At 64.3% G+C, this 12777-nt stretch carries 10 protein-coding genes and 1 pseudogene; 8 read left to right on the forward strand and 3 right to left on the reverse strand.

The window, feature by feature from the left end; genetic code table 11:
- The first annotated feature begins 98 nt into the window (after positions 1-98).
- Positions 99-581: a hypothetical protein gene (locus IVB36_RS30720; protein ID WP_026233038.1), complete on the forward strand. Its 483-nt coding sequence runs from the start codon at positions 99-101 to the stop codon at positions 579-581.
- 100 nt (positions 582-681) lie between these two features.
- On the opposite strand, the gene IVB36_RS30725 is transcribed toward IVB36_RS30720, so the two are convergent.
- The 3 genes from IVB36_RS30725 to IVB36_RS30735 all read right to left on the reverse strand — a co-directional run bounded on the left by IVB36_RS30725 (position 682) and on the right by IVB36_RS30735 (position 2724).
- Positions 682-1425 (reverse strand): polysaccharide biosynthesis/export family protein, encoded by a 744-nt coding sequence (locus IVB36_RS30725; protein WP_018455842.1) that lies wholly within the window; start codon positions 1423-1425, stop codon positions 682-684.
- 195 nt (positions 1426-1620) lie between these two features.
- Positions 1621-2277: a peptide-methionine (S)-S-oxide reductase MsrA gene (msrA, locus tag IVB36_RS30730; RefSeq protein WP_026233037.1), complete on the reverse strand. Its 657-nt coding sequence runs from the start codon at positions 2275-2277 to the stop codon at positions 1621-1623.
- A gap of 129 nt (positions 2278-2406) precedes the next feature.
- A complete protein-coding gene (locus IVB36_RS30735) occupies positions 2407-2724 on the reverse strand; it encodes a hypothetical protein (protein ID WP_007616084.1) in 318 nt (105 codons plus the stop codon).
- Between the two features lie 420 nt (positions 2725-3144).
- Between IVB36_RS30735 and rpsT the strand changes: the two genes are divergently transcribed.
- The 7 genes and pseudogenes from rpsT to IVB36_RS30770 all read left to right on the forward strand — a co-directional run bounded on the left by rpsT (position 3145) and on the right by IVB36_RS30770 (position 12554).
- Complete coding sequence (gene rpsT, locus IVB36_RS30740; protein ID WP_007598259.1) at positions 3145-3411, forward strand: 30S ribosomal protein S20; 267 nt, start codon at positions 3145-3147, stop codon at positions 3409-3411.
- 1273 nt (positions 3412-4684) lie between these two features.
- The gene (gene dnaA / locus IVB36_RS30745) at positions 4685-6097 is read left to right on the forward strand and encodes a chromosomal replication initiator protein DnaA (protein ID WP_026233035.1); all 1413 of its coding nucleotides are present in this window, start codon (positions 4685-4687) and stop codon (positions 6095-6097) included.
- Between the two features lie 380 nt (positions 6098-6477).
- Complete coding sequence (dnaN, locus tag IVB36_RS30750) at positions 6478-7596, forward strand: DNA polymerase III subunit beta (protein WP_007598262.1); 1119 nt, start codon at positions 6478-6480, stop codon at positions 7594-7596.
- A gap of 210 nt (positions 7597-7806) precedes the next feature.
- Positions 7807-8171: pseudogene (locus IVB36_RS30755) on the forward strand (DUF559 domain-containing protein).
- An 89-nt stretch (positions 8172-8260) separates the two neighbouring features.
- Positions 8261-9397, forward strand: a complete 1137-nt coding sequence (gene recF / locus IVB36_RS30760; protein ID WP_018455838.1) for a DNA replication/repair protein RecF — start codon at positions 8261-8263, stop codon at positions 9395-9397.
- 120 nt (positions 9398-9517) lie between these two features.
- A complete protein-coding gene (locus IVB36_RS30765; RefSeq protein WP_026233034.1) occupies positions 9518-10261 on the forward strand; it encodes a hypothetical protein in 744 nt (247 codons plus the stop codon).
- 124 nt (positions 10262-10385) lie between these two features.
- The gene (locus tag IVB36_RS30770; protein ID WP_247394100.1) at positions 10386-12554 is read left to right on the forward strand and encodes a hypothetical protein; all 2169 of its coding nucleotides are present in this window, start codon (positions 10386-10388) and stop codon (positions 12552-12554) included.
- Positions 12555-12777 lie beyond the last annotated feature (223 nt).

A 12777-nucleotide genomic window follows, 5' to 3' on the forward strand; every position in this document is an offset into this window, starting at 1 on the left:
TTCGCGCGCCCCGGATGACGAGCAGGAATCGGGTGGCTGCATCCTGCTGCCCGGCGATAGAGCTGGCTGATCAAGCCAATTCGCGCCGGGAGATCATGATGCAGCAGGCCAATACGAACATCGTCATCCGCAATCCGTTCGGCACCATGGACGTGCCCGCGCCTGATGATCGCGACGTCATGGACTATGCCGCAACCGCCGCGCTTGCCGGCGATGCGGCTGACGTCAACGCGGCGGCATGGGCAATTATCGCGGCACAGTCAGACCCGCTCGACGGCATCTGGGCCAGCCGCTGGAATGGCGGCGCAGATCCGACCATTGCCGGCGATACGCCGCAAGCCTGGAAAGAAGGACGCGCGGAGGTGCGGGTCGCAGGCGAGCGCATTTTCCTCCGCTTCGACTGGGACCATGGCCGCCGGCACGGGCTGATCGATACGGCGCGTGATCGCGCGGGTCGCCTGGTCGGGAAATATATCAACCTGACCAACCCGGCGATCACACGGCCATGGGTTGGACTGGTGGTCGACGCCACCAGGATCGACGGATGTTTTCCGAACGGGCGTCTGGATTTCAGGCGGTGAGCTAGAGCTTCGGTTCTGATTGCATCAGAACCGAGGCTCTAGATTCTTTTCTGACGCGTTTTCTTTACGCGAACCGGTATCCACTTCGCTCGAAAACGCTCTAGAACCAGCGCTCGCCGACAAACACGGTGTCGCCGGGGCTCAAGGGGGTGCCGAGCGGCACCACGGCGCGCATGGCGCCGCCGGCTTCGGTGTGCGTGACGGTGACCACGTCGCGCTTGGCGCGGGGCGAGAAGCCGCCGGCGATCGCGACGGCGCTTTCGACCGTCATGTTCGGCACGTAAGGATACTGGCCGGGCGCGGAGACTTCGCCGAGAATGAAGAACGGACGATAGGCCTCGATCTCGACGGCGACCGAGGGCTCGCGAATGTAGCCGTTGCGCAGCCTTGCGGCGATCTCGCCGGCAAGACCCGCGGGGGTGCGGCCGCGTGCCGGCACGCCGCCGATCAGCGGCATGGTGATGGAGCCGCCGGCGTCGATTGCGTAGCTGTTGGTGAGACCTTCCTGGCCGTAGACAACCACGCGCAGCTTGTCGCCGGCGTCGAGATGATAGGAGGCATCGTAGCGAACAGGCGCCGCCATCGGCGCGGCATAACCGACCGGCATGGGCGCAGGCGAGGCAAAGGAATTGCTGAGTGCTGCGATGGCACCGCCGCCACTGCCGACGACGGCGGGCTGCGGCGCGTTGTACGGCTGGCCATAGACCATCGAATCGAGATCGGCGCGCGGCTGCACATAGGCGACGGGACCAGCGGTTTGCATGCAGCCGCCAAGGGTCAGCGCGGCGGACGCTGCCAGGGATGCTGCCGAGATCGACCATCGAAACGCGCGTGCAACCGGCACCGGACTTATCCCTCGAAACGAGACAGATCCAGTGATGCACCGGTTATGGTTAATAAAGCGTTGAGGGGGCGGGTGGCTTGGCAATGGTACCAAACACTCCGTCATGCCCGGGCTCTTCCCGGGCATCCACGTTCTTGGTGCCGCACGAAATATCGTGGATGGCCGGGACAAGCCCGGCCATGACGAGGGACCAGCTTACGCGCTCACACCGACGCCGATCGGGCAGGACACGCCGGTGCCGCCCAGGCCGCAATAGCCGGCGGGATTCTTGGCCAGATATTGCTGATGATAGTCCTCGGCAAAGTAGAATTCGCCGGCGGGTGCGATCTCGGTGGTGATGGTGCCGAGACCTTTTGCAGCAAGCGCCTTCTGATAGAGCGCCTTCGATTGATCGGCCGCTTTCTTCTGCGCGTCTGAATAGGTGTAGATCGCGCTCCGGTACTGCGTGCCGACGTCGTTGCCCTGACGCATGCCCTGCGTCGGGTTGTGGCTCTCCCAGAACGTCTTCAATAGCTTCTCGTACGACACCTTGGTGGGATCGAACACGACCAGCACCACTTCGGTGTGACCGGTGCGGCCCGAGCAGGTCTCTTCATAGGTCGGGTTCGGCGTGTGGCCGCCGGCATAGCCGACAGCAGTCGTGTAAACGCCGTCGCCGAGCTCCCAAAACTTGCGCTCGGCGCCCCAGAAGCAGCCGAGCCCGAACACCGCCTGCTCGAGACCGGCGGGATAAGGCGGCTGCAACTTCGCGCCGTTGACGAAATGGGTGGTCGCGGTCGGAATGGCTTGCGCACGGCCCGGCAGCGCTTCCGCGGCGCTCGGCAATGCGGTGGTCTTGCGCATGAACACCATGGACGGATCTCCGAACGAGCCGTGCATCGCCTGGGCTAATTACTCAGGCGGCGTGCTCGCGATCAGGTGGGAATATAGGTCTTTACGCACGGAGCGGCAGCCCTGTTACAGCGCGGCATGCTCGAAAGCTCAATCCCGGGAATAGCCGATCAACGGCTTGCGCGGGCGGAACAGGATCATCAGGAGGATGCCGAGAATGCCGAGGACGGCGAAAACCGGCTGATCCAGCACCAGGCGGATCACCGAGGTCCACAGCCAGGGCGCCTTGGCCTCAACCCAGGTCCGGAATGCCGTCTGGCTGGCCTGATTGATGTCGTTCCAGAACTGGCCGAAGCGGGTGAACCGCAGGGTCTGGTCGGCCACCCAGCGGGCGCCATCATAGACCATGAAGATGAACCCGCCGGCGAGCAGCAACAGCCCAATCAGTCGGAAAAAGCCGCGGATCATGCCTCACCCTATATAGTCGTCCGATCGGACGACCCTCGGAACGCCGCCAGCCAATACAAGGGAGACGGCAGAAATTCAACCTCTTCAGGGCGTTACGGCACTCATCCCGGCTCTGAGGGGCTGCTTTTGCAGCCCGGGAAAGCGTTGACGGTGCCGAAGACCCTCTCTATAAGGGCGCCAACTGGCGGCGGGCGCAATCCTGCCGCCGCTGTTCTTTGAGCAGATGCAGGCTCTTTGGGCTTAGAGGCTTCTTGGGCTGAGAGGCTCCTTGGGCCTCAGAGGCAGCCGCAAGGCCGTCGCTCATGTTCCGGGAACAGCCTAGCAACCGAACACCCTAATTCCGAGCGTCGATTACGCGGTCAAGCAAGCCGGCGCTACCCGACGAAGACGCGACCGGTACCCGCAAAGGACATTGAGACCATGGCCAATACCACTTCCGCCAAGAAAGCGACGCGCAAGATCGCCCGCCGCACCGCTGTCAACAAGTCGCGCCGCACCCAGATGCGCGGTGCCGTACGTAACGTCGAAGAAGCGATCAAGACCGGCGACCGCGCCGCTGCCGTGACGGCGCTGGCGAATGCCGAGCCCGCCTTGATGCGCGCCGCGCAGCGAAACATCATTCACAAGAACAATGCCAGCCGCAAAGTCTCGCGGCTCACCGCGCAGATCGCCAAGCTCGCCAAGTAAACTCGCGAGCGTTCTGGCACGCCGTCCGATCGAGTCGTTCGATCGGGCGATCACATCGCACGCGTCAAATAGCCCGGCCTCACGCCGGGCTTTTTTGTTGCCCGTCATATTCACGCAAGCAGTCACGCGTCGAACGACCTTCGATCGGAGGATTGCGGCGCTTGCACCATGACGCGTCCGTAGTTTTACCTGCGAATGGTTTTGCAACAGCGGAAACTTGCACCGCGGTGCAAAAAGCCCCTGCGAGGCGGGCGCAAGTTGAATTCGCGGGCTTGCGAGTTCTGCACACCGTAGTTTCCCCGGATCGCGTCACGCGATGGAGTTACCCTGTGAAACGAGACTCAAAAAACGATGGCTCGCTAACAACTTATCGACATAGTGAGGCCAAGCATTTGGAAAATTCACCCGCGCGTCGCGCGCGTGACGCTTTTGTAAAAAATTTTTGGCGGTGGCGGAGAATTGTCACATCGGACGCGGCATCTTCGATTCTGTGCACGAATCCAAAAACTTGCTCTGAAGCCTGTGCACAAGTGCCGCGTGGCGTTAACGCAGATCAAGATTTTTGATGCCTCAAGTGTGAATCAATTCCGTTGCGAGTCTTTCCGCATAGTGTATTCCTTAAGACGTCAGCGGCGCCCACGATCTTGAGACCAGCGCGGTATCGGAAACGGGGCGAGCGTGCAAATCGGCGGCGGTGTGCACGTAGGCGACGCTTCAACAAGCGATTGTCGGATCAAAACCCACAGCAATGTGGGAACGGTAGCTCTTTGTCTGAATGTCTCCAAGCGGGATCTTTCTCTCGCGCTTAAGAGACATCTTGAAAGCTGCCCCGACAGGCATGATGGCGAAGCCGAGCGGACGACGAGTACACGGGCAGGCATCCGACTACGAAGCGGGTGTCGTTTGGACACGCAGGACCTTGTCGTGAGCAATCACGGCAGGACGGGGAGGTATCATGTCTTACGAACTCAACGCGGTATTGAAACACATTTCGACTTCCAGCATTTCGACTTCCAGCGATGCCGTTTTAGATCCGTCGGACATCAAGCCTCCCGCGTGTAACGGAGCGCCGAGTACGCGCTGACCTCGCGACCCCTCCATCTCTAGACATTGCTGATCGGACGCGGCGTTTCCGCCGAACGGTCGAGCCATGCCTGCAGGTGAAATCGCTTGAGGTCCCGCCATCGCAAATATCCCTGAGCAGGTATCCCTGGCAGGAACTCAGCATGGCGCTCACCACGCAACCTTATCTCTCAAGAAAAGTTCTCAAATGATGACAACCCCGGAACAGGATCGCTGGTCACGCGTGAAGAGTCGGCTGCGCTCGAACGTAGGCGAGGACGTCTATACGAGCTGGTTCGCGCGCATGGATCTGGAAGGCGTCCAGGACGAGAGCGTGCGTCTGTCGGTGCCAACCCGCTTCCTGAAGAGCTGGATCCAGGCCCATTATGCCGAGCGCGTGCTGTCGTGCTGGCAGGCCGAGATGCCGGAAGTGCATCGCATCGATCTCACCGTGCGCTCGGCCGTGCGCCCCGTGGTGCAGCAGAAGGAAGCGCCCGCGCCGGTCGAAACGCGCCGCTCGCCTGCGCCGGAGCTGCGCTCGACCGCGACCGCGCCGGTCTCGGCCAATCATGATGCACTCGGCGGCTCGCCGCTCGATCCGCGCCTGACGTTTGCGAGCTTCGTCGTCGGCCGTTCCAACACGCTGGCGCATGCGGCTGCGCGTCAGGTCGCCGAGGGTCGTCGCGGCGATCCCGTCATGTTCAATCCGCTCTACATCCATGCGGGTGTCGGCCTCGGCAAGACGCATCTCTTGCAGGCGGTGACCTGGGCCGGCAATTCCGGCAACGAGCGCAAGGTGCTTTATCTCACCGCCGAGAAATTCATGTACGGCTTCGTCGCCGCGCTGAAGACGCAGACGGCGCTCGCCTTCAAGGAAGCGTTGCGCGGCATCGACGTGCTCGTGATCGACGATCTCCAGTTCCTGCAGGGCAAGTCGACCCAGGCCGAGTTCTGCCACACGCTGAACGCGCTGATCGATGCCGGCCGCCAGGTCGTGATCGCGGCCGACCGTCCGCCGTCCGACCTCGAAAGCCTCGACGACCGCGTGCGCTCGCGGCTGGCCGGCGGCCTCGTGGTCGAGATGGCCTCGCTCGGCGAGGAGCTGCGGCACGGTATTCTCAAGTCGCGCGTCGCAGCCGCCCGCGCCCATCATGCGACCTTCGAGGTGCCGGAGGAGGTGCTGACCTATCTGGCCCGCGCCATCACCCATAACGGCCGGGATCTCGAAGGCGCGATCAACCGCCTGCTCGCGCATTCGAAGCTCAACAATCGGCCGGTGACGCTGGAGATGGCGGAGCACGAGGTGCGCGACCTGATCCGGCCGCAGGAACCGAAGCGGATCAAGATCGAGGACATCCAGCGCGTGGTGGCACGGCAGTATAATGTCAGCCGCTCCGATCTCCTGTCCTCGCGCCGGACCGCCAACGTGGTCCGTCCGCGCCAGGTGGCGATGTATCTCGCCAAGACGCTGACCTTGCGATCGCTCCCCGAGATCGGCCGCCGCTTCGGTGGGCGCGACCACACCACGGTGCTGCACGCCGTGCGCAAGATCGAGGCCCTGGTTTCCAAGGACACGGCGCTGTCGGACGAGGTCGAATCGCTCAAGCGCCAGCTTCAGGAATAAACGCCTATTTGCTTCTGCGCGGGTGCGACCACATCCAAGCTGCATCGGAGGTCGTCATGCCCGGGCCTGTCCCGGGCATCCACGTTCTTAGGACCGCGAACCCAGACGTGGATGGCCGGGACAAGCCCGGCCGTGACGGGCGCAGAGACGTCCCTGGCCGGCGAGGCGTTCAGCGCGTTGCGGAAACATAGGTAAATCGTGGGGAACTGCCCGCAATCCCTTGAATCCGGGGGCCATCCGCGCCACCTTGCGCGACCCTGACGGCTTTGGTCATATCGGCTGGATGATCCGGCTTTCCGGGGTCTTCGGTGCCGTGGCGCGCGTCCCGCCGCCCGGCTTTTCCAGATTTGTGTTTCCTTGGGGATCGGGCGAGTAGTGCAATGAAGGTTACGGTCGAACGCGCGCAACTCCTGAAGTCGCTGGGCCACGTCCACCGCGTGGTCGAACGCCGCAACACGATTCCGATCCTCGGCAACGTGCTTGTTAGGGCCGAAAACGCGAAATTGTCGCTGAAGGCGACCGACCTCGACCTCGAGGTCACGGAAACGCTCGCGGCGGAAACCGCGACCGCGGGCTCGACCACCGTGCCGGCGCACATGTTCTACGACATCGTGCGCAAGCTGCCGGATGGTTCGCAGATCGTGCTCGAAGCCGACGGCGACCGCGCCGTGCTGGCGATCCGTGCCGGGCGCTCCCGCTTCACGCTGCAGACCCTGCCGGAAAACGATTTCCCGGATCTCGCCGCCGGCGACATGTCGCATTCGTTCAGCCTCGCCGCCAAGGACGTCAAGCGGCTGATCGATCGCACCCAGTTCGCGATCTCCACGGAGGAGACCCGCTATTATCTCAACGGCATCTACCTGCATGCCGCGGGCTCCGCCAAAGCCGCCACCCTGCGCGGCGTCGCCACCGACGGCCACCGCCTCGCCCAGCTCGACCTGGTGCAGCCCAAGGGTGCCGAGGGCATGCCCGGCGTGATCGTGCCGCGCAAGACGGTCGGCGAGGTGCAGCGCCTGATCGAGGACAACGAGGCCGAGGTCACGATCGAGCTGTCGCAGGCCAAGATCCGCTTCACCATCGGCAATGTGGTGCTGACCTCGAAGCTGATCGACGGCACCTTCCCCGATTACGGCCGCGTGATTCCGCAGGGCAACGACAAGGAGCTCGTCGTCGACAAGAAGGATTTCGAGAACGCGGTCGACCGCGTCTCGACGATTTCCAGCGAGCGCGGGCGAGCCGTGAAACTCTCGCTGTCGCCGGGCAAGCTGGTGCTGTCGGTGACCAATCCGGATTCCGGCAGCGCGACCGAAGAGCTCGAAGTCGAATACGCCTCCGACGCCCTCGATATCGGCTTCAACTCCCGCTATCTGCTCGACATCGCCGCCCAGATCGAAGGCGACGTCGCAACGCTCCGGCTCGCCGACCCGGGCTCACCGACTCTGGTGCAAGACCGCGACGACAAGAGCGCGCTCTACGTGCTGATGCCGATGCGGGTGTGAGGGACGTGGTCCTCCTCTCGCGACACCTTTTATGCAGAGACAACCCCTCACCCGGCCTCGCTGCGCGAAGCCCCCCTCTCCCACAAGGGGAGAGGGGGAAGCTACAGCTTCGCCTGCCGAAACAAGCGCAATGCACGTTGCTGCGCCCTCTCCCCTTGTGGGAGAGGGCATCTCCACGGGCGGATACATACTCAGTCGGGTGAGGGGTTCGTGCCGCAGGAACCATCCCATCGGCCAGTCTCCAAACGTCTTCGCCAATTCGCGAAGAATATGCGGCACGAACCGGCGGATGCGGAAGCGGCAATGTGGCGCCTGCTCAGGCACCGGCAACTCTCCGCTTTCAAGTTTCGCCGGCAGGTCCCGTTCAACACCTACATTCTCGACTTCGTCTGCTTTGAGAAGCGCCTGGTGATCGAGATCGACGGCGGTCAGCACGGAGAATCACGACGCGATGCAGCGCGTGACGCAGCTCTCTCGCCGAAGGCTTTGTCATCGCGCGCTACTGGAACAACGACGTGCTCCAGCGACCCACTTCTGTATTGGAGGACATCCTTGCAAAGCTCGCCGAGCGGTAAGATACCCCTCACCCGTCGCCTCACCTTGTGAGGCGCCACCCTCTCCCACAAGGGGAGAGGGGAAGAATCGCGGCCACGACAAAGATCTGATGACCCCCTCCCGCATTCATCGCCTGACGCTGACGCATTTTCGTAATTACCGGGCGGCGGGGCTCGAGACGGCGGCCGACATGGTGGTCCTGGTCGGGCCGAACGGAGCGGGCAAGACCAATTGCATCGAGGCGATCTCGTTCCTGTCGCCGGGACGCGGCCTGCGGCGTGCGACGCTGGACGACGTCGCCGACAATCAGGGCGACGGCTCCTGGGCGGTGTCGGCACAGGTCGAGGGCGCGCTGGGCCTTGCCACGCTCGGCACCGGCATCGATCCGCCGTGCGCAGATAGCCCGGTCAGCCGGCGCTGCCGCATCGACCGCGAACCGGTCAATTCGGCGGCGGCGTTCGGCGACCACATCCGCATGGTATGGCTGACGCCGGCGATGGACGGGCTGTTCATGGGAGCGGCGTCCGAGCGGCGGCGCTTCTTCGACCGCCTGGTGCTCGCCATCGACAGCGACCATTCCAGCCGCATCTCCGCGCTCGAACGTTCGCTGCGTTCGCGCAACCGACTGCTCGAGACGCGCAATTACGACGACCATTGGTGTGACGCGATCGAGCGTGAGACCGCGGAGCTTGCGGTCGCGGTCGCCGCAACCCGCGGCCAGACCGCGGCGCGTCTGACCGGCATGCTGAACGCTCGCGCGCAGGCCTCCGCCTTCCCTTCGGCGCAGATCGCGCTCGACGGCTGGATGGAGAACGCGCTGCTGACGGAGACCGCGACGTCGGTCGAGGACCGCTACCGCCAGATCCTGCGCGACAACCGTCCGCGTGACGCCATCGCCGGCCGTACCACGGATGGTCCGCATCTCACCGATCTGCAGGTGATCTACGCGCCGAAAAGCATGCCGGCGCGCGATGCCTCGACCGGCGAGCAGAAGGCGTTGCTGATCGGGCTGGTGCTGGCGCATGCGAGCCTGGTCGCCGAGATGACCGGCATCGTGCCGCTGCTGCTACTCGACGAGGTCGTCGCGCATCTGGATCCCGGCAGGCGCGCGGCGCTGTTCGACGAGCTGCGCAAGCTCGGCGCGCAGGTGTGGTTGACCGGCGCAGACCCTGCCGCCTTCGCCGAGATCGGCGCCGGGGGCGAGATCTTTGACGTCGAAAGCGGACAGGTATCGGCCCGGCGCTAGTCGCCGCCGTTGAACCGGCCCCATTTCTGCCGCGACTAGTTGCCGGAGGCCGCGCCGACGGCGTCGCAGCCGTTTTGCAATCGCGCAATGACATGCCGCGCGAGACCCCTGGAGAGTGAGATGCGGACGGCAAGGTCCGGGGCGCAAGCTCCGGCACGATGGCGGGCGTTTGCGTGCGGCCTCGTCCTGCTCGCGATCTGCATGCTCGCTGCAAGGGCCGGCGCCGGGATGCCGCATCTCGCGGCGCTGTTTTCCGCCGATCTCACGCCGGATCCCGATGCCAGGCTGCTCGCACCGACCCGCTACAGCTTTCGAGGAATCCACACCACCCTGATGCGGGGCGTCGAAGCGCCGCTTCGGGTCAAGCTCGAGGCCACCGTGCCCGCCGAACTCGGCGACGTCCTAGCCTTCTACCGCAGGGAGCTCGGAAAGCTCGGCTGGCAGGAGCAGCACGATGGCGCCGTCGTCTCCGCCGATCACGTCCAGCTCGCGTTCGCATCTCCGCTCGGTCCGGCGATGCTGGAGCTCGGCCGCAAGGGCAGCAGCACCTTGGTTCATCTCGTGCAGAAGAACTCGGATACTGCAACCCGGGCGAACGTCATGCCCGAGCCGGGCCAGGCGAAGCTGGTGTTCAGCAACATCGGCGAGACGGAAGCCGTGCTCGGGATCAACGCGCACATCATCAAGCGCTCGGCCGGCGCTAACGCCGTCTCGCTGGATCTGGCGCCCGGCAGATATTCCTACGAACTGAACGTACCCGGCCGTCCGGCCCACAGCAATATCCTCACCGTCGCAGCCGGCGACGCCTGGGAGCTCACCATCGGGCGCGACGGCGAGGCATGGTCGCCGCTCCAGCTGTATTGAGCCGTCCGGATCTTTGAACCTGCCCGGTTCCTGCCGCGACTTCTCGTTTGAGACCCGCCGACGGTGTCGCAGCCGTTGCAATCGCGCGCGCCCAAGCGCCGCGCGGCATCCTGGAGACGTAACGATGGCGATGATCCCGCGCGGGATGCAAGTCCCGGCACGATGGCGGCTGCTTGCATGCGGTCTCTCCCTGATGGCGAGCTGCTCGATCGCGGCCGGCGCCGACGAGGGCATCGTCGACGTCCACGCGCTGCCCCAGCTCGAAGGTGCGGTGGAAGACATTTCGCGCCCCGATCCCTATAGCGTCGAATATCGCGTACCGATGCGGCAGGCCGTGACGCTGCCCGCGGTCCAAAAGCTCCTGCGCGACAACGGATGGGTGCCCTATGTGATGCCGCTTGAGGAGAAAAGCAGCCTGCTGAAGTTCAGGAAGGGACGACAAGGCCTTTCCGTTCATTTCACGCAGGCGCTCGGCCGGCCCGACCAGTCCGTGGTTTACTACACCACCGACCGGATGTACGGGAACGTGCCATTTCCGGAAGGCGCAAGTGACATCGTGTTCGACGGGACCCGGCCCTATCTCGGCTGCATCGCGCCGACGCCGCTCGATGCAACGTCGGATTTCTACAGCAGCCAGATGGCTGCGATCGGCTGGCAGAAGCTCACGCCGGAAACCGCCGCACGCTGGACCACCAGCCTGAATGAAACCGTTCCCAACGGCCTGCGCGCGTTCTACGCGCATGCCGATAGCAAGGAGACCGGCTTCTATCAGCAGAAGCCCGTGATGCTGACGCTGACGCGCCGCGACGATGGCCGCACCAATGTCGATATCCGGGTCGCCCCCTTCGCGCTGCCGAGCGAGCTCAAAGCCGATAGCGATCTGGCCGGCCTGCCGCGGCCGAGCCCGACCAAGACGGCCAGGGGGCTCGGCGGCGCGAGCGACAACAAGCGCGAAATGTCGGCCGCCGCGATGGCCGAGCTGCCGGCCGTGCTCGCCTTCTATCACCGCGAGTTCGCCGCGCGCGGCTGGCAGGAGGACGGCAGCGCGCAGCTCGCACCCGGTGACGAGGTCGCGATCAAGATCTCTTCGGCGGAGGAAACCGGCGTGCTGCGGCTTGGCCGCAAATATGATTTCACCATGGTCAGCCTGACCGCGCAGGTGAAGGACTCCGCGCTTGCCGCCCGTGCCAAGGCGAAGAAAGAGGCGGACGACAAGTTCCTTGGGGATGCGTTAGGTGCGGCCAAGCAGCTCATCACCGCCGACGAAGCCAGGCGCAAGGTGCAGGCGGCCGCATTGTCCGACGCGCCGCTCAACGCGCAGGCCGACAGCAAGATTCCGGTGCCGCTGCCTGAAAACGCCGAGGGTGTGAAGTTCGAGAGCGACGAGGGCAGGCTCGAGTTCTCCTCGACCTCGAGCGTGAAGGCGCTCACTGCGTTCTATCGCGCATCGCTCAAGCCAGCGGGCTGGAAAGAGCAGCCCTCCGTCATCAATCAGCCCAACATGGCGGTGATGGAGTTCGCAAAGAGCGGCAAGTCGATCTCGATGACCGTGATGCAGATGGGACCGAAGGTGAACGTTAGCGCCAACGGCTCCGGTCTGGTCGTCGCCGCGGCGAAGCCCGTCGAGGCCAAATCGACCCAAGCCAAGGCGGTCCAGACCAAATCGAAGGAGCCGCTCACGCCCGATCCCGATTCGGCCCTGCCGGTGCCGACGCAGCACAGCTCGACCGGCATCAGCTCCACGAAATTTCCCGGCAGCGACCAGTCGTTCCGGACCGAGCTCGAAGCCAGCATCCCCGCCGAGCTTGGCGAGGTCCTCGCCTTCTATCGCGCGGAGCTGACCAATCGGGGCTGGCAAGAGAAGGCCGACGGCGCGATCGTGACGGCCGAGCGGGCGGAGCTCGCGTTCACCTCGCCGCAGGGGCCGGCCGTGCTGAAGCTTGGCCGCGCCCGAGACGAGACCACGGTCAGCCTGATGCAGCGAAATCCGCAGGCCGCGGCCAAGGCCGACATCATGCCGAAGGCCGGACAGGCCAGGCTGATGCTCGGCAATATGGGGCCGAAAGAAGCATCGCTGACGATCAACAATCAGACCGTAAAGATCGCGGCCGGCGCCGGCGGTCCGCAATCGCCGAAAGGCCCGATGCTCGATCTGCCGCCAGGCAAGTACCAGTACGCGCTGCGTCTGCCGGGACGCCCCACTCGCACCGAGATTCTCACAGTGGCCGCCGGCGATGCCTGGGGCCTCCTGGTGGGGCCAAACGGAGATGTGCTGCCGCTTCAGATGTATTGAGCTGCAAGGCCGTTCCGGGGCGTTCCAGGCGCCTCGGAACGCCCTCGTCCCCGCAAAATCCACGCCTTCCACGGCCCGAAACGGCTTCCCGAATCGCGCTTTTTCCAAGCCGCCGAATCGGGCTTCGAAGGCCTTGAAAATCGGCCAAAAAATTCTATTTAATCAAAGACTTGCCGGGGGATACTTTGCGCTAGGCGCAATCCGTCTTTCGTGGCACAAATAG

The sequence above is a fragment of the Bradyrhizobium sp. 35 genome (assembly GCF_023073215.1).
GTDB classification, from domain to species: domain Bacteria; phylum Pseudomonadota; class Alphaproteobacteria; order Rhizobiales; family Xanthobacteraceae; genus Bradyrhizobium; species Bradyrhizobium canariense_D.